Below are 14,679 nucleotides of genomic sequence, written 5' to 3'. Positions count from 1 at the left end.
GGGTATCGGTATGCGCTTTGGGATTATTTCAACGGCGGGAATCGCACGCAAGGACGTGATTCCGGGTATCCAGAAGTCTGACCACACGGTCGCGGCCATCAGCTCCAGAACCCATGCCCGTGCCAGCGAGGTAGCCGACGACTTCGATATCGACAGTGCCTTCGGCGATTACGGGACGATGTTCGCCGAGGCGGACATCGATGCGGTGTACAACCCGCTTCCGAACGCGCTCCACGCCAAGTGGAGCCAGCGGGCGGCCGACCACGGGCTCGACGTGCTCTGTGAGAAGCCACTGACCGTCGACACCGCTGAAGCAGTGGACCTCTTCGACTACTGTGCCGAGCAGGGCGTCACGCTGATGGAAGCGTTCATGTATCAGTTCCACCCGCGGACCCGGCGGGCCAGGGAGATCGTCGAAACCGAGCTGGGCGAGGTACACACCGTCGACGCATCGTTCAAATTCTCGCTCACAGACCCAGACGACATCCGTCTGGACCCGGAGCTGGCCGGTGGGAGCCTGATGGACGTGGGCTGTTACGCCGTCAGCGCGGTCCGGGGCTTCCTCGGCGAGCCAGACCGAGCGTTTGCGCATGCCCGGGACTCCCAGAACAGTGGCGTTGACACGAACCTCAGCGGCATCCTGTCGTACGACGACGGGCGTGTCGCCTCGATTTCCTGTGGGTTCGACGGGCCGAGACGGGAGTACTACCGAGTCGAAACCGACGATGGCTGGCTCGAAGCGCCGAACTGCTTCGGCCCGGACCACGACGAGTCAGTCTCGCTGACCTACAGCGTCGATGGCCGCGAGGTCACGGAGACGTTCGATCCGGTCGACCACTACCGGTTGCAGGTTGAGGCGTTCGCTGACGCCGTGGAGAGCGGGGAGACACCACCCATCGACCGGGCCGAGACACTGGGGAATATGCGCGCCATAGATGCGCTGGCCAGAAGCGCGGACACAGGCGAACCAGTCCACGTCGCCAGTCCCGAGTGAAAGACGACCGGGTGTGTACCGCAATGCGACGAGCGCGAAACGGTTTTGACTGCCGCGGGTGAGACACGTACTGTGACACCCCCAACAGCGACACTCCCGAGTGGCGACGAACTGCCGATGGTCGGCGTCGGGACGTGGGACATCGACGGCGACACCGTCCAGCAGTCAGTTCGGGCCGGACTCGACGCGGGCTACGGCCACGTGGACACGGCCGAAGGGTACAAGAACGAGGGCGAAATCGGCGAGGCCCTCGCCGACTACGACCGCGAGGACGTGTTCCTCACATCCAAGGTGCTGCCAAAGCATCTCGACTACGAGTCGGTCATCGAGGCCTGTGAGGCGTCGCTGGACCGACTTGGGACTGACTACCTCGACCTGTATCTCGTCCACTGGCCCAACCCTGCGACCTCGATTCGGGAGACGATGGACGCGATGGCCACGCTCCACGACCAGGGGAAGATCCGTAACGTCGGCGTCTCGAACTTCAGCGCGTACCAGCTCGGGGCCGCCCAGCACGTCGCCGACGTGCCTATCGCTGTCAATCAGATCGAGTACCATCCCTGGAACACGCAGGACCAGGTGGTCGAGTTCTGCCGCGACACCGACACTGTCGTGGAGGCTGCCGCGCCACTGGGTCGAACGGACGTGTTCGCGGACGATGTCGTTCAGGACCTGGCAGAGAAATACGACAGGTCGCCGGCTCAGATCGTCCTGAAGTGGGCGGTCGAAAACGAGGTGGTCGTCCTGCCGAAGTCCTCCTCGCCCGAGCACGTCCGCCAGAACTGCGACCTGTTCGACTGGGACCTCGATGCCGCCGACCACGAGCGCATCGACGCCATCGAACGCGAGCAGGCAGTCTACGACACCGGCGTCTACGACTGGGACAACGACACCTACGGTATCTCGCAATAGGTTCCGATGGTCGAACCGCCCGCACTGGACCGCTGGGACGCCACGGCCGCGGCAAGTGTCGCCGTTTTGCTCGTCGTGGCATACGTTCTGATTCCCGACCCGACGATCCAGTACGGGACGTGGCTGCTCGTCTTTTGCATCTGGATGGCCTGGTTCGTCTTTTTCGGTGCCAAATGGTTATACGGCCCCTAGAGGGGTGCGTTGAAGCTTTTACTCGATTCCGTGTCAGCGGAGATTTATTTACTCCCGCTCTCTATACACGCTTGATGCCCCGTATCGAAGTCTCGGAAAACCTGTACCGGCAGATCGAGAGCGAGGCCAACAACGACGACTTCAACGACACGCTGTGGAAGATGGTCGGCTCCTATCGGCGGACGAACAACCCGGAAGCAGACCAGACGTAACACGTATCGCAGTTGTCGACCCGTAGCGGGACGATTCTGAGTGGCAACTGCTCCCGATAGCCGCTGTACCAGCGGGCGCTTCGACACCGGTTCCCCGTCACCGTGAGCGGCAATCACTGCCGTCGGTACGCACGTTTTTACGATTCGAACCGCTCCGTACTGGTAATGAGGCCACGAATCGCCCTGCTGAACGCAGCCCACGACGGCGACGACAACCGCCGGAACTTCCGGCGGGAACTCGACGCCGACCTCGTGGAATACGACGTGACCGAGCGCGAACTGCCCGACACCTTCGCGTTCGACGGCTGTCTGGTCACGGGCAGCCGCGCGTCCGTCTACTGGGACGAGCCATGGATCCGTGACCTCGAATCATGGGTCACGGACGCAGTCGACCGCGATATCGCGTTCCTGGGCGTCTGTTTCGGCCACCAGTTGCTCGCACATGCGCTCGGCGGCACCGTCGAACCGATGGACGAGTACGAGATCGGCTACCGAACGGTCGACCACGACGGCGAGAACGAACTGCTTGCTGGCGTCGACGAGTCGTTCACTGTCTTTACGACGCACTCGGACCGCGTCGCCGAGGTGCCACCGGGCGCGACCACGTTCGCCGAGAACGACTACGGCATCCACGGGTTCCGGAAGGAGAACGTCTTCTCGGTGCAGTTCCACCCCGAATACGACCCCGAGACGGCCGAGACAGTGACGAAGGGCAAGGACGACCAGCTCGCCGACGAGCGCATCGAAGCGGTACTGGACGGCGTCACCGAGGCGAACTATCGCGCCGCCTGCGAGGCCAAACAGCTGTTCGACAACTTCACCGAGTTCGCTGTGCGTCAGGCGGGTGACGTGACCGGCGCGACCACCGCTGCCGACGACTAACCGACCGGCTTCGCCGCAGCGGCGCTACGAGAACCGGCCGGTTTCTGCGTCACATTCCGCACAGCGTGTCACGAGCGCGTCGCGGTCGGGCGTCATCTCGACGTGGTTGTGCGTGCGACCGCCACACTCCTCGCAGTGTCGAAGCATATCCGTATCGCCCATTTCCTGTGGTGCGCCGAGCGCAAGCGCGACCACACGCTCCTCACCCTCGTTGTGGCCGCGTTGCCATTCACCGGGCGCAAATCGGATGGCCTCTCCGGCTTCGACGCGGACGTCGCCGTCCTCCGTTTCGAACGTCGCTGTGCCTGACTGGATTATGAACACCTCCTCCTGATCCGGGTGGCGGTGGTAGCCGAAGCCGAAGGATTCGCCGGGTGCCAGTTCGTAGTGATTCAACGCGATATTGTCGGTGCCGAGTGGACCAGCGAGCGCCCGCTTGACCGACGCCGGCCCCATCCGCGAGTCGACGGCGTCGATGCTGACTTTCTCCATAGTTGCCATGTACGGCGGACAGTCCTTAACGGTTAGTCGGAGTGGGTCACAGCGGAGACGCGGGGGACACACCACAGCAGAAGCAGCAAAACGGAGCGTCGGTCACTCGCGTCGGTCGATGTCGAGTTCCTCGTCGAGGTCTTCGAGCCAGTCGGCGTCTTCCAGTTCCGCCATCTGTTCACGGAAGTGCGTCTTGCAGACACCGACCTTGACGCCGTCGTTCTCGACGGCGATATCGGCTTCACGGTCGCAGTAGTGACACTGCATACATGAAGGGTAGTCCCGCACGACATTGAACCCTCGGGTTCCGTCTGCCGGTTGTCAGACACCGAGGGCTGTTTGGACCCGGTCCCAGGCGGTCGCGCCCAGACCGGTGTCACCCAGTGTCTCGCCGTGGGCGTCGCTGCCGCCGGTCGGAATCAGTCCGTGCCGCTCGATGGCGTCGTCGACGAGACCGTTGTCGACCGTTCGGCCGTAGGGATACCACCGTTCGACGGCATCGAGCGAGTCACATCGGGAGAGTGCGGCCGCGGTGTCAGGGTAGCGAAACGGATGAGCGAGGCCGACCAGCCCGCACGCATCCGAGAGTACCGCACAGCCGCGCTCAAAGGACGGGACCTCCCGGGCGACATAACAGGGGCAGTCGTCGCCGATGAGGTCGTCGAACGCGGACTGGAAGGAGTGATCCGACACCTCGGCGATAGCGCTGGCAATGTGCGGCCGACCGAGGCCGTCGCGGGGCTCGACGGGTAGCGAGACGCCCAGGCGGTCCTCGACACATTCGATGATGCGCGCGCCGCGCTCGCGGCGGTTCCGCTGGATGCGCGCACACTCGGCCCGGAGTTCGTCGGTGGGGTCGACGCCGTAGCCCAGCAGGTCCAGCCGCTGGGTCTCGGTTTCGACGCGGAGTTCGATACCGTGGAGCAGCGTCACACCGTCGCGCTCGGTGATGGGACCGTCGAGAGCAGGCTGGAGGCGGTCGTGGTCCGTAACGGCGACGACCTCGACGCCCGCTCGCCTCGCGGCGGCCGGAACCTCGTCCAGAGAGAGGGTGCCGTCGGAGCGAGTCGTGTGTACGTGCAAGTCAGCGACGACCATACCAGGTCCAGACGACCCAGCAGCAAGCCGCTTCTGATTAGGCCATGCGTCGTGACCACACGAAACGTGAGTTCCTTATACGCATTAAGGGATATTATGATTATCTATAGTGAAGGTTTATTAGGAACCATGAACTTTCGATAGATATGCGAATGTTAAGCAACGCGACGGACGCCTTCCAATCGTACGACTACCCGATTTCCGCGGAGGAAATTATCGAGAGCGACGGCGACATGGAACTGGAGCTGCCAAACGGCACCGAACGGCTGGGCGACGCACTCAGCCGGTCGGCCCCGGAAACCTTCGAAAGCGCGGAAGACGCCGAGTTCGCAGCGTTCTCGGGTGTGTCGAGCAAGGCCATCGGCCGGAAGGGCTACTCCGACCGCGACCCGATCTGCATGGGCGAAGACGGGCCGGACCAGGTCTCCTTCTAACGGCCCAGACCGACCTGCAGTCACCCCAGCTCTGGACGGATTTTCCGTCTCCTTCGGTTTTACACAGGCAAGCGGCGGCACTGTTCGGGCAGTCGCCGCACGCACCCTGGAACGGCTATCGGTCGAGAAAGTCCGGTTTGTCGACGGCGTCAGTACTGTCGATTGACTGCCTGTCCAGCAGTTCCGACGAATCGAGCGCCGACGGCAGGCCGTCGCGGCCGCCGGTCGGTACGTCCGCCTCGTCGATGTACGTCTTTTCGCCGTTGACCAGATCGGCCCAGACGGCGTCCCGGTCGGCGCTGGTCGCCTCCGCCGCTTCCTTCGCTTCGTTGCGACCTTCGTCGTACGCGAGTTCGACCATGCTCTTGTGGTACGCCGAGTTCATCTCGGCGTAGATGGCTTCGAGTTCGTCGCGGTTGAACTCCCCGAGGCGCTCGGCGACGCCGATAGCGTAGGCCCGGTCGGTGGCCTCGTCCTTGTCGAGAGTGTCCCAGTCGGTGCCGAACTCACGCTCGTAGCGGCTCATGTCTCCACTTTCCGATCAGGGTTGACCCGCAGTCCCGCGTCAGAAAAGGAGATTTCACGGATGTCACAGTCGATAGCTGTGCCCCGCATCTTGATAACCTGAACGCCGCGGGTCATGCTTCCGTTTTCGAGGAAGTTGTGGAAGAAGACAACACCGTGGGCGAGGTAGTGCTCGTCACTGTAGGACGACGGGTCCGTCATCTCGGAAATAAGAAGTGTCGTCGCGTCCGTCTGTTTCAGCGCGGAGAGAAAGCCCGTGATCTCGTCCTCGACGTCGTTCATGAAGTGCTGCAACAGCATCGTCGAGTCGATGACGACCCGCTGGATATCGTTCTGCCTGATGTATGCGACGAGTCGGTTCGTCAGGCCGCCTTCGCTGCCGAACTGCGTGATAGTTCGTTTCCCGCTCTCAGTAACGAGGTTGAGGAACTGGATGGCGTCAGACTGCATGGCCCGGTCGAAGCCGAAGTCGTAGCCGGCCATGTCCTGCATCAACTCCGACTTGGTTTCGTGCATCGTCACGTACAGGCACGTCTCACCCTCCTTGACGCCCTGTGTAATGAACTGTGAACAAAACGTTGTCTTCCCGCTGCCCGGCGGGCCGCTGACCACGTAGAGACGGTTCGGAAGTAAACCCCCCTCAATGAGTTCATCGAATCCGGGGACCCCACTAGAGAGACGCATATCAGCTATCTGAGTCCGTCTGGACATATGCTTTCACATTCTATTTTCACCGGTGATAACTCATTCGGCTGCGTCAGCGTTCGATAGCGCTGGGGTTGCTGTCGGCCAGTTCGAGCAGTCGCTCCGTGCCAGCCTCATCGAACCGCATCGGCCGCCGCCACCACGGCCCCTTCCCCGAGTCCGAGGACAGGTCGGTGACCAGTTCGTTGGCGTCGGTGCCGCCGCTCGGGGCCGACAGCGGGACCACTGTGTTGTACAGTTGTGACTCCTCGGCATTGCCGCGAATGAGAACGCGAGCGTCGAATGGATCCCGTTTCACGTGGGCGTTCGAGGCGAACTGGGCCTGCTCCTCGGGCGGGAGGTCGCGGTATGTCTCACCGGACACCGCATCACGTGCAAGTCGGAAGTGGCCGATGACGTGCGCTCCCCACTCCGGAGATGCCCAGGCCGGGCGCTCACCAGCCACCGATAGCGTCGCGTAAAAGAAGAGGTAGTCACCGGCCGACAGTTCGGAGAGCGGCCCCGCCTTCACGCCGTGTTCGTCCCCGTACGTGTAGCGTTCGCCGCCGGCTTCCGGGAACTCCGGATCGAAGTGAACCGGCTGGTCGGCCACCGCGGACACGTCGGTCCGCAGGTCGAGGTCGCCGTAGGTCGGCACCGGCTCGCTGGTCGGTTTCGATTCGGGGATCGGGATGTACTCGAAAGAGCCGTCGGGAAACAGCGGCCCCCGGAAGCCGGGTTCGTTCGTGTTGGCTCCGACGTTGATAGCGACACTTCGCATACGTGACCGTCGGCGGGCGCAACAAAAGGAGTGACGACGCGGTGCTGCGACTACTTCCGGTCCGGCGGCGAGAGGTCGCGCTGGAACTCGTCGAACTGCTCTAAGTCGTCGGGCAGGTCGTACGACAACTGCCGCTCGGCGCGGCGGTCGACGTTCGCCCCCTCAATCGGTGCTGCGACAGACTCCCAGCCATCCTTGACTGTCAGGGATTTCGCCGGCGTGCCGGCGGCGATGTGGTGGGCAGGGATGTCCTTCCCGGCGATAGACTTTGCTGCAAGGATGGCGTTTTCCCCGACCTTCACGCCGGCTCGGACCATCGAGTCGTAGGTCAGGCGCACGTCGTCTTCGATGATAGTGTGGTAGTTGTCGACGTGGGTCTGGTCGACGGCGTCGTGGTCGTGGCTGTAGACGTGGGTATCGTCAGAGATGGAGACGCGGTCGCCGATGGTGAGCTTCCCCCGGTCGTCCAGATGAACGTCGTCATGGACAACGACGTTGTCGCCGATCTCGATGTTGTGGCCGTAGGTAAAGGAGATGCCCTTGAAAAATCGACAGCCCTCACCACAGGATTCGAAGAGGTGGTCGGCGAGCATCCGGCGAAAGCGGAGGGCGAACTCGACGTTGTCCGCCATCGGCGTCGCGTCGAACTGCCGCCAGAGCCACTGGAGGTGCTTCGAGCGTTTGAATCGCTCCTCGTCTTTCTCGGCGTAGTACTCGCTCTCGAGGGTCGTGTTACAGGGGTCATAGCCCTGAAGCCGGACCCGCTCGGCCGGGGAGATATCCGCGCCGTCCTGCCAGCGCTCGTAGGCCTCCCGGTCGCCGTGGAGGTCGATAAGCACGTCAGTGACAACATCGCAGGTGTCCTCGTCACCGGAGAGGCGTTCGTCGACCTCGTCGATGAACGCCCTGAGCCCCTCTTCGGCGAGCGGTGGCAGCGACACGTGACGCTTCGTCATGTCGAGTACGTGGCTTCGCGGGCAGATAGGGGTTTCCGTTACCTGAAACCTACCCAGTAACATCTGTGTCACGACACCAAGTGGCACAGCGAGCAAGCCACAGTTAAGACGCCGCCGTTCCAGACGACGGCATGGTCAGGTCGGACTTCATCATGGAGATACGGCGCTATATTGTCAATCCCGCAGAGCGCCGACTGCGGGCGCCGTGGCGGGTCACCCTCTGGCTGTTTCTCGCCGGGTTCGGCCTTGTCCTCCTCTCTGGAGTGGTCGCAGTGGTGTCGTCAGTGGTGCGCATGACGCCGGCGGTCGCAGTTGCACGCCAGATCGCGCTCTTCGCTGCCGGCACCGTCATCGCGGTCGTGATCGGCTATCTGCTCGACCGGCGGACGCTCTCCGACTATGGGTTGGGGTTCGACCGCCAGTGGTGGCGCGACGCGGCTTTCGGCCTCGCGCTCGGGGCGGGGCTTCCCACGCTGGTTCTGCTCGTCGAGGTGGCCGTCGGGTTCGCCGAGGTTAGCGTCGCCCTCGCAACCGTCGACAGCGGACCGCTCCCGCTGACTGCGTTCGGACCACCGGTCGCCGTCCTCCTTCTGGGGGGGTTCTTCCTCGTCCAAGCAACTGCCGAGGAGGTGCTCGTCCGTGGGTATCTCCTGACAAACACGGCTGAGGGGCTCGCCGGGTGGGTCGGCAAGCGGGGCGCGATCATCGCGGCGACGGGGCTGACGGGCGCACTGTTCGGTGTCCTCCACTGGACGAACCCCAGCGCGTCGCTGCTCAGTGTGGCCAACATTACTCTCTACGGCCTCCTGCTCGGTGCGTGTTACGTCCTGACCGGGCGACTCGGGGTCGCGAGCGGCTTCCACGTCGCCTGGAACTACACGCTGGCACTGCTTGGCTTCCCAGTCAGCGGCCTCCGGATGGGCGTCGCCATGCTCTCGACGAGCGCAACCGGTCCCGCGCTCGTGACCGGCGGCGGGTTCGGCCCTGAAGGGGGGCTTATCGCCATTCCGCTGCTCGGCGTTGGCGGGGCCGCGCTGTACTGGTGGGTCCGCCGCGAGTACGGCGCGGTCGAAATCCTCGACGGCGTCGCGACCCCACAGCTCCGGGTTCGGACGCGGTCCGACACCGCAAACCAAGACGGCTAAGTGGACAGCGCCGCTACGTCAGATATGGAATACGCGACACTCGGAAACTCCGGCGTCGAGGTTTCGGAAGTCGGATTCGGTGCCTGGGTCGTCGGTACGGACTGGTGGGGCGACCGCACCCGGGACGATGCCATCGACATGGTCCAGCACGCGCTCGACCAAGACGTGACGTTCTTCGACACCGGCGACGTGTACGGCCACGGCGACAGCGAGGAGATCATCGGCGAGGCGCTGGCGGAACACCGCGACGAAGTCACCGTCTCGACGAAGATCGGCTACGACTTCTACAACAACCCACAGGCCGGTCACGGCGAACTCCCGAAGAAAGTCACGCCCGAGTGGGTCCACACCGCCGTCGACCGCTCACTCGACCGGCTCGGCATGGACCACGTCGAACTCCTGATGCTCCACAACGCCAACGTCGACGAGGTCAACGAGGACGTACTGGAAGCGCTGGACGAACTCCGCGAAGAAGGCAAAGTCGAGGCCATCGGCTGGGCGCTCGGTCCGTCAATCGGCTGGCTCGCAGAGGGCGACGCCGCGGTCGCCAACGAGTTCGACGCGCTCCAGACCGTCTTCAACCTCTTCGAGCAGACCCCCGGCCAGCACTTCATCGACACCATCCGCGAGCAGAACGCGGACACGTCGGTGCTGGCTCGCGTCCCCCACTCTTCAGGCCTGCTGAACGAGCAGGTGACTCCCGAGACGGAACTCGGCAAGGGCGACCACCGTTCCCACCGGCCTAGCGAGTGGTACGAGACCGGCTGGGAGAAGGTCGAAGAAATCCGCTTCTTGGAGCGGGACGGCGCGCGGACGATGGGACAGGCCGCAATCCAGTGGCTCCTCTACAACGACGAGGTGGCGTCGGTCACCCCGACGTTCCGGACAAACGCCGACATCGACGAGTGGGCCGGTGCGCCCGACACGCCGCCGCTGAGTGACGAGGAGTACGACCGCGTGCAGGACCTGTACCGGGACAACTTCGGCATCGACCGCGATGACGGGATGGACGCTCTGCGCTCGTCGGTCGGCGGTGCGGACCTCGAAGAGACGGGTATGAAGTCGGCGGGCGACTGATTTGACGCCGCGCACCTGATTTTCGCACCGTCCGAACACCGAGGAGTAGGCACTGAAATCTCCAGTCGACGGGTTACCCTCTGCAGACACCGACGACCTGGCAGCCGTCTACCGGTTCTTAGCTACTACCCCTCTGTTTCAATAGGAGATGTACCGCCGTCCTGCGGTTGGGGTGGCGAAGTTTCACATTCACCACGGTGCGTCTGACGGCCGCAAGACGCCAGACGGGAGTCGGTTCGAGATGAAACGAAGGGGTTCGGGTCGCGGGAGCAGTCCACATGCCAGTCCGGACGTGGCTGGCTCGACAGTCGCCAAAGAAAGCGGACCGGACCGCCGCGTCGGTGCCGCCGGTCGTGTTACTCGTTCAGCAGGCCGTCCTCTTCGACGCGCATGACACCCTCGCCGTCCGGGAGGTTCGGCGCGTCGACGAGTTTGACGATGCGCTTATTCCCTTTGGACTTGCGGAGGTACATCCGGAACGTCGAAGTGTGGCCGAGGATGTTGCCACCGATGGGCTGGGTCGGGTCGCCGAAGAAGGAGTCGGGGTTCGAGGCGACCTGGTTCGTGACGACGACGGCGGTGTTGTTGAGGTCGCCGACCCGCATGAGGTCGTGGAGGTGTTTGTTGAGCTTCTGCTGGCGGTCGGCGAGTTCGCCACGACCGACGTACTCAGCGCGGAAGTGAGCAGTCAGCGAGTCGACGGCGAGCAGGCGGACGGGGAACTCCTCGTCCTGGCTCTCGCTGGCGATTTCCTGTGCCTTCTCGGCGAGAAGGATCTGGTGATTGGAGTTGAACGCCTTCGCGACGTGAATCTTCTCCAGCACGGAGGAGACGAGGGCGTCGAGCTGGTCCTCGTCGGTGGGGTCGGCGTCGTCTGTTTCCTCAACGATGCCGTGGAGGACCAGCGTGTCGGCCAGAACCTCGTCGTCAAGACCTTTGACCATCTGTTCGATACGCTCGGGTCGGAACGTGTCCTCAGAGTCGACGAAGATAGCGCTGCCTTCCAGTCCACCGTGTTCGGCCGGGAGCTGGACGTTGACCGCGAGCTGGTGCGTTACCTGAGATTTACCGGCCCCGAACTCGCCGTACACCTCGGTGATGGACTGGGTCTCGACGCCGCCGCCGAGCAGGTCGTCGACCTCGTCGACGCCCCAGGAGAGCTTCCCGATCTGTTCGCGGCGTTCGAGTACCGTCGATCCAGTTTCGAACCCACCGATATCGGCCGCTTCACGGGCGGCCTGGATGATATCAGCTGCCGACGATTCGCCGATGTCAGCCGTGTTCGACAGTTCGCCGGGAGAGGCAACCGCGATTCCCTGGTAGGAGTCGTAGCCGTTGTCTTCGAGTTTCTCTGCTGTCGCCGGACCGACACCCGGCAGCTCTTCGAGGTCCTCACTTGCGGACATAGACGTGGCTTGTGCGTCCGGGGGTATAAAGCCTCGTTAACACCAGAGTGAAAGTGAAAGTGTGGGACTGCAGCGGCATGGTTCGGGACAGAATCGGGAGTTTTAGAAGTGAAGGGGAGTCGGAATGCGGCGGAAACGGGCTCAGGTCAGCCCCGTTCGACCAAGGTAGACGAACAGGAGCGCCCCGACGAGGATGAGGCCAGTCAGTGCCGTCTCGCTCGGCCGGACGTGGTCACCGACAGCGACGCCGCCGTCAGTCATGTCACTCCCAGGGGTGGTAGCCGGGGCGGTCGGGCCACAGTGGATACCAGTACTCTTTGTCGTCCTCGACGGTGATTTCGTCGCTGAGGTTGCTGTCCAGTTTGAACTCCGCAGACGTGTTGCGCTCGTGGCTGTCGTGAGGGTCCGGCGCGAACGGGTAGTACGCGCCCCGGCGGAAAGAGTACACCCAGTAGACGGTCTGGTCGTCGCGCGCATGCTCGAACGCGAACAGGGCAGCGAGCAGGCGCGAGCCGTAGCGTCGCTCAACGAGCGTGTCCGCGGCGAAGTGGATGGACGTGAGCAGGTCCTCGAAATCGTCGTCGTGCAGAACGACCCACTGGTAGCCGTGGTCGTCGGTCTCGAAGGTCGCCCGCGTCCCCGTCTCGACCATCCCGGCGTCGAGGATCGATTCGACCTCGTCGACGGCGTCCTGAAAGTCCGTGCTGTCCACGTCGGCGAAACACAGCGCCGCCTCGCCGGTCGACTCGTACCCCAGGTCGGCTTCCATCGTGATGTAGGCGGTACTCATCCCGAACAGGTCGTCCGGGTCGGCGTCCCGCGTCGCGTCGGCCTCGGCTTTCACCCCGAGGACGCTCTTGAGTCCGTCGAGCAGTCCCATATGCGAGCCCCTACGGGCCGGAGACCAAGGTGGTTTGTGTCTCGACCAGTCGGTGGTCTGTGTTCGGTGGCGCGTATTCGAACAGCCAGACGGCCAGCTAAAGTTACCGACTTTCGAGTTCGCGTTCGAGGTCCTGCAGGCGGTCGATGCGTTTCTCGGTCGAGGGGTGAGTGCTGGCCAGACGGCCGATCCACCCGACGTCAATCGGGATGATGAAAAACGCGTTCATCTCGGCCTGATCGCGCATGTCCTCCTTTGGCACCTTGTCCATCCGACCGTCGATTTTCATCAGTGCGTTCGCGAGGGCGGCAGGCTTGCCGGTGATCATCGCGCCGCCGCGGTCAGCGGCGTACTCGCGGTAGCGGCTGAGCGTCCGGATCAAGAGGAAGGAGATGACCCAGACGACCAGTGAAATGAGAATGGCGACGATGACCGGGACCTGCTGGCCGCCCCGTTCTCGGCCGCCGCTGAACAGCCAGCCCCACCGGACGATGAGGAAGGCAATCGTCGAGAGGAACGAGGCGATGGTCATCACCATCACGTCGCGGTTCTTGATGTGGGCCAGTTCGTGCGCGATGACGCCCTCCAGTTCGTCCTGGTCCAGCGTATTCATGATGCCCGTCGTCACGCAGACGGCCGAACTACTCTTCGACCGGCCGGTGGCGAAGGCGTTGGGCACCCGAGAGTCGGCGACGGCGACCTTCGGCTTCGGGAGGTCGGCCTGCTGGGCCAGGCGGTCGACGGTCCGGTGGAGTTCCGGATACTCCTCCGGTTCGACCGTCCGGGCACCCATCGAATACAGGGCTAGCTTGTCGCTGAAGAAGAACTGCGCGCCGAGGAACAGTCCCATGACGACCACGATAAGGGCGAGATTGCTGAAATACAGCGTGAGCGCTCCAAGGAAGACGATGTACAGCGCGAACAGCAGGAACATCGTCAGGGCCATCCGGCCACGGAGCCCCCAGTCTGTTTGCCACTCCATACTCCTTGATAGACGGTCGACACTCTAAAACCTCGCTATCGTGGGAAAGCGCCACACGGAACGGGCCCGTGGACCGTCAACGAGTCAGTTGTCCACACGCATTTACTCTCCGGGCAACAATCGGATACATGACCGACACAGTCGTCGTCACTGGTGGACGCGGGCGGTCCGGGCGCTGGATCTGCGATTACCTCGCCGGCGAGTATCACGTCGTCTGCGTGGACCTAGACCACCCCGGCTGGGAGATTCCGACGCGAGAGCATATAGATTTCAAAGCTGTCGACGTGACCCAGGGGGTGGAAGTTCGGGACCTCTGTAGCGAGGTCGATCCGGACGCCGTCGTCCACTGGGCTGCGTTGCCAGCGCCGGAGCGACACGCGGGCACGCGAGTGTTCGACACTAACATTTCGGCGACGTACAACGTCATCGACGCCGCAGGTCGCGCCGGCGCAGATGTCGTCTGGGCGTCCTCCGAGAGCGCATACGGGCTGGCCTTCGCCGATGAGACGCCGCTGCCGGCGTATCTCCCGATAGATGAATCCCATCCGACCGCACCGGAGGACCCGTACGGCACCTCGAAGGTCGCCGGCGAGGAGGTGGCGAAGATGGTCGTCCGGCGCGACGGCGTGGACGTGGCCTCGATACGGCCGTCGTGGATTCAGTATCCCGGCGAGTACAACTGCCGAGACGTGGCCGCGGGCGACCTCGCCGACGGTGCGGGTAACTGCTGGTCGTACGTCGACGTGCGCGACGTGGCGACAGCAGTCGGGGCCGCGCTGGACGCCGACCTCGGCGGCCACGAGGCGTTCAACGTCGCCGCCGCCGAGAACTACGTGGGCCGACCGACCGCCGACCTCGTAGCGGAACAGTGGGGTGAACTGCCAGCCGAGTGCGAACTGGACGGCGACCAGTCGGCGCTCTCGACGGCGAAGGCCCAGGGCCTGCTGGACTGGGCGCCGGAGCACCGCTGGCACGAGGCCGCCGAGGCCGACGTCGACACGCCGACGCTCACCGGCGAGTGAGTCGC

The 14,679-nt window shown here is 63.7% G+C and carries 19 protein-coding genes; 9 read left to right on the top strand and 10 right to left on the bottom strand.

Annotated elements, in window-relative coordinates; all coding sequences use genetic code 11:
- Nucleotides 1-10: 10 nt before the first annotated feature.
- The 5 genes from AMS69_RS05025 to AMS69_RS05010 all read left to right on the top strand — a co-directional run bounded on the left by AMS69_RS05025 (nucleotide 11) and on the right by AMS69_RS05010 (nucleotide 3,192).
- Nucleotides 11-994, top strand: a complete 984-nt coding sequence (locus AMS69_RS05025; RefSeq protein ID WP_053966965.1) for a Gfo/Idh/MocA family protein — start codon at nucleotides 11-13, stop codon at nucleotides 992-994.
- Nucleotides 995-1,111: 117 nt separating this feature from the next.
- The gene (locus AMS69_RS05020; protein ID WP_053967040.1) at nucleotides 1,112-1,906 is read left to right on the top strand and encodes an aldo/keto reductase; all 795 of its coding nucleotides are present in this window, start codon (nucleotides 1,112-1,114) and stop codon (nucleotides 1,904-1,906) included.
- Nucleotides 1,907-1,912: 6 nt separating this feature from the next.
- The gene (locus tag AMS69_RS05015; protein WP_053966964.1) at nucleotides 1,913-2,098 is read left to right on the top strand and encodes a hypothetical protein; all 186 of its coding nucleotides are present in this window, start codon (nucleotides 1,913-1,915) and stop codon (nucleotides 2,096-2,098) included.
- Nucleotides 2,099-2,172: 74 nt separating this feature from the next.
- Nucleotides 2,173-2,310: a hypothetical protein gene (locus AMS69_RS20535; protein WP_004516449.1), complete on the top strand. Its 138-nt coding sequence runs from the start codon at nucleotides 2,173-2,175 to the stop codon at nucleotides 2,308-2,310.
- Nucleotides 2,311-2,475: 165 nt separating this feature from the next.
- The gene (locus AMS69_RS05010) at nucleotides 2,476-3,192 is read left to right on the top strand and encodes a type 1 glutamine amidotransferase (RefSeq protein WP_053966963.1); all 717 of its coding nucleotides are present in this window, start codon (nucleotides 2,476-2,478) and stop codon (nucleotides 3,190-3,192) included.
- Nucleotides 3,193-3,216: 24 nt separating this feature from the next.
- Here AMS69_RS05010 and AMS69_RS05005 read toward each other — a convergent pair whose 3' ends face one another.
- The 3 genes from AMS69_RS05005 to AMS69_RS05000 form a co-directional block, all read right to left on the bottom strand.
- A complete protein-coding gene (locus tag AMS69_RS05005) occupies nucleotides 3,217-3,684 on the bottom strand; it encodes a cupin domain-containing protein (RefSeq protein ID WP_053966962.1) in 468 nt (155 codons plus the stop codon).
- A gap of 102 nt (nucleotides 3,685-3,786) precedes the next feature.
- Entirely contained in the window at nucleotides 3,787-3,951 is a 165-nt protein-coding gene (locus AMS69_RS20530; RefSeq protein ID WP_004516452.1) for a DUF6757 family protein, read from the bottom strand.
- A 54-nt stretch (nucleotides 3,952-4,005) separates the two neighbouring features.
- Nucleotides 4,006-4,782: a PHP domain-containing protein gene (locus AMS69_RS05000; RefSeq protein WP_053966961.1), complete on the bottom strand. Its 777-nt coding sequence runs from the start codon at nucleotides 4,780-4,782 to the stop codon at nucleotides 4,006-4,008.
- A 146-nt stretch (nucleotides 4,783-4,928) separates the two neighbouring features.
- Here AMS69_RS05000 and AMS69_RS04995 point away from each other — a divergent pair, with 146 nt between their 5' ends.
- Entirely contained in the window at nucleotides 4,929-5,216 is a 288-nt protein-coding gene (locus tag AMS69_RS04995) for a DUF5789 family protein (protein WP_080508797.1), read from the top strand.
- Nucleotides 5,217-5,331: 115 nt separating this feature from the next.
- On the opposite strand, the gene AMS69_RS04990 is transcribed toward AMS69_RS04995, so the two are convergent.
- From AMS69_RS04990 to AMS69_RS04975, 4 genes are all read right to left on the bottom strand, one after another.
- The gene (locus AMS69_RS04990) at nucleotides 5,332-5,742 is read right to left on the bottom strand and encodes a hypothetical protein (RefSeq protein ID WP_053966960.1); all 411 of its coding nucleotides are present in this window, start codon (nucleotides 5,740-5,742) and stop codon (nucleotides 5,332-5,334) included.
- Entirely contained in the window at nucleotides 5,739-6,425 is a 687-nt protein-coding gene (locus AMS69_RS04985; protein ID WP_053966959.1) for an RAD55 family ATPase, read from the bottom strand. Before AMS69_RS04985 ends, AMS69_RS04990 begins: the two co-directional genes overlap by 4 nt.
- A 73-nt stretch (nucleotides 6,426-6,498) precedes the next feature.
- Complete coding sequence (locus AMS69_RS04980) at nucleotides 6,499-7,206, bottom strand: Nmad3 family putative nucleotide modification protein (RefSeq protein WP_053966958.1); 708 nt, start codon at nucleotides 7,204-7,206, stop codon at nucleotides 6,499-6,501.
- A gap of 50 nt (nucleotides 7,207-7,256) precedes the next feature.
- On the bottom strand, nucleotides 7,257-8,162 hold the full coding sequence (locus AMS69_RS04975) for an acyltransferase (protein ID WP_053966957.1): 906 nt from the start codon (nucleotides 8,160-8,162) through the stop codon (nucleotides 7,257-7,259).
- Between the two features lie 131 nt (nucleotides 8,163-8,293).
- Between AMS69_RS04975 and AMS69_RS04970 the strand changes: the two genes are divergently transcribed.
- The gene (locus tag AMS69_RS04970; RefSeq protein WP_053966956.1) at nucleotides 8,294-9,307 is read left to right on the top strand and encodes a CPBP family intramembrane glutamic endopeptidase; all 1,014 of its coding nucleotides are present in this window, start codon (nucleotides 8,294-8,296) and stop codon (nucleotides 9,305-9,307) included.
- Nucleotides 9,308-9,331: 24 nt separating this feature from the next.
- Nucleotides 9,332-10,384: an aldo/keto reductase gene (locus AMS69_RS04965; RefSeq protein ID WP_053967038.1), complete on the top strand. Its 1,053-nt coding sequence runs from the start codon at nucleotides 9,332-9,334 to the stop codon at nucleotides 10,382-10,384.
- 356 nt (nucleotides 10,385-10,740) lie between these two features.
- Here the strand turns inward: AMS69_RS04965 and radA are convergent, their stop codons facing one another.
- From radA to htpX, 3 genes are all read right to left on the bottom strand, one after another.
- Nucleotides 10,741-11,790, bottom strand: a complete 1,050-nt coding sequence (gene radA / locus AMS69_RS04960) for a DNA repair and recombination protein RadA (protein ID WP_053966955.1) — start codon at nucleotides 11,788-11,790, stop codon at nucleotides 10,741-10,743.
- A 262-nt stretch (nucleotides 11,791-12,052) separates the two neighbouring features.
- On the bottom strand, nucleotides 12,053-12,670 hold the full coding sequence (gene pspAB / locus AMS69_RS04955; RefSeq protein WP_053966954.1) for a PspA-associated protein PspAB: 618 nt from the start codon (nucleotides 12,668-12,670) through the stop codon (nucleotides 12,053-12,055).
- Nucleotides 12,671-12,773: 103 nt separating this feature from the next.
- Complete coding sequence (htpX, locus tag AMS69_RS04950) at nucleotides 12,774-13,652, bottom strand: zinc metalloprotease HtpX (protein ID WP_053966953.1); 879 nt, start codon at nucleotides 13,650-13,652, stop codon at nucleotides 12,774-12,776.
- A 128-nt stretch (nucleotides 13,653-13,780) separates the two neighbouring features.
- Here htpX and AMS69_RS04945 point away from each other — a divergent pair, with 128 nt between their 5' ends.
- Nucleotides 13,781-14,674, top strand: coding sequence for an NAD-dependent epimerase/dehydratase family protein (locus tag AMS69_RS04945; RefSeq protein WP_053966952.1), 894 nt, complete (start codon nucleotides 13,781-13,783; stop codon nucleotides 14,672-14,674).
- Nucleotides 14,675-14,679 lie beyond the last annotated feature (5 nt).

The organism is Haloarcula rubripromontorii (assembly GCF_001280425.1).
Taxonomy (GTDB): domain Archaea; phylum Halobacteriota; class Halobacteria; order Halobacteriales; family Haloarculaceae; genus Haloarcula; species Haloarcula rubripromontorii.
Note: the sequence above shows the minus strand (reverse complement) of the source record. Positions and strands in the feature narration are given on the sequence as shown.

What these genes read in the sequence shown, in the direction of transcription:
- AMS69_RS05025 (WP_053966965.1), top strand. Translation starts at nt 11, where the DNA reads ATGCGCTTTGGGATTATTTCAACGGCGGGAATCGCACGCAAGGACGTG.
- AMS69_RS05020 (WP_053967040.1), top strand. Translation starts at nt 1,112, where the DNA reads ATGGTCGGCGTCGGGACGTGGGACATCGACGGCGACACCGTCCAGCAG.
- AMS69_RS05015 (WP_053966964.1), top strand. Translation starts at nt 1,913, where the DNA reads ATGGTCGAACCGCCCGCACTGGACCGCTGGGACGCCACGGCCGCGGCA.
- AMS69_RS20535 (WP_004516449.1), top strand. Translation starts at nt 2,173, where the DNA reads ATGCCCCGTATCGAAGTCTCGGAAAACCTGTACCGGCAGATCGAGAGC.
- AMS69_RS05010 (WP_053966963.1), top strand. Translation starts at nt 2,476, where the DNA reads ATGAGGCCACGAATCGCCCTGCTGAACGCAGCCCACGACGGCGACGAC.
- AMS69_RS05005 (WP_053966962.1), bottom strand. Translation starts at nt 3,684, where the DNA reads ATGGAGAAAGTCAGCATCGACGCCGTCGACTCGCGGATGGGGCCGGCG.
- AMS69_RS20530 (WP_004516452.1), bottom strand. Translation starts at nt 3,951, where the DNA reads ATGCAGTGTCACTACTGCGACCGTGAAGCCGATATCGCCGTCGAGAAC.
- AMS69_RS05000 (WP_053966961.1), bottom strand. Translation starts at nt 4,782, where the DNA reads ATGGTCGTCGCTGACTTGCACGTACACACGACTCGCTCCGACGGCACC.
- AMS69_RS04995 (WP_080508797.1), top strand. Translation starts at nt 4,929, where the DNA reads ATGCGAATGTTAAGCAACGCGACGGACGCCTTCCAATCGTACGACTAC.
- AMS69_RS04990 (WP_053966960.1), bottom strand. Translation starts at nt 5,742, where the DNA reads ATGAGCCGCTACGAGCGTGAGTTCGGCACCGACTGGGACACTCTCGAC.
- AMS69_RS04985 (WP_053966959.1), bottom strand. Translation starts at nt 6,425, where the DNA reads ATGCGTCTCTCTAGTGGGGTCCCCGGATTCGATGAACTCATTGAGGGG.
- AMS69_RS04980 (WP_053966958.1), bottom strand. Translation starts at nt 7,206, where the DNA reads ATGCGAAGTGTCGCTATCAACGTCGGAGCCAACACGAACGAACCCGGC.
- AMS69_RS04975 (WP_053966957.1), bottom strand. Translation starts at nt 8,162, where the DNA reads ATGACGAAGCGTCACGTGTCGCTGCCACCGCTCGCCGAAGAGGGGCTC.
- AMS69_RS04970 (WP_053966956.1), top strand. Translation starts at nt 8,294, where the DNA reads ATGGTCAGGTCGGACTTCATCATGGAGATACGGCGCTATATTGTCAAT.
- AMS69_RS04965 (WP_053967038.1), top strand. Translation starts at nt 9,332, where the DNA reads ATGGAATACGCGACACTCGGAAACTCCGGCGTCGAGGTTTCGGAAGTC.
- radA (WP_053966955.1), bottom strand. Translation starts at nt 11,790, where the DNA reads ATGTCCGCAAGTGAGGACCTCGAAGAGCTGCCGGGTGTCGGTCCGGCG.
- pspAB (WP_053966954.1), bottom strand. Translation starts at nt 12,670, where the DNA reads ATGGGACTGCTCGACGGACTCAAGAGCGTCCTCGGGGTGAAAGCCGAG.
- htpX (WP_053966953.1), bottom strand. Translation starts at nt 13,652, where the DNA reads ATGGAGTGGCAAACAGACTGGGGGCTCCGTGGCCGGATGGCCCTGACG.
- AMS69_RS04945 (WP_053966952.1), top strand. Translation starts at nt 13,781, where the DNA reads ATGACCGACACAGTCGTCGTCACTGGTGGACGCGGGCGGTCCGGGCGC.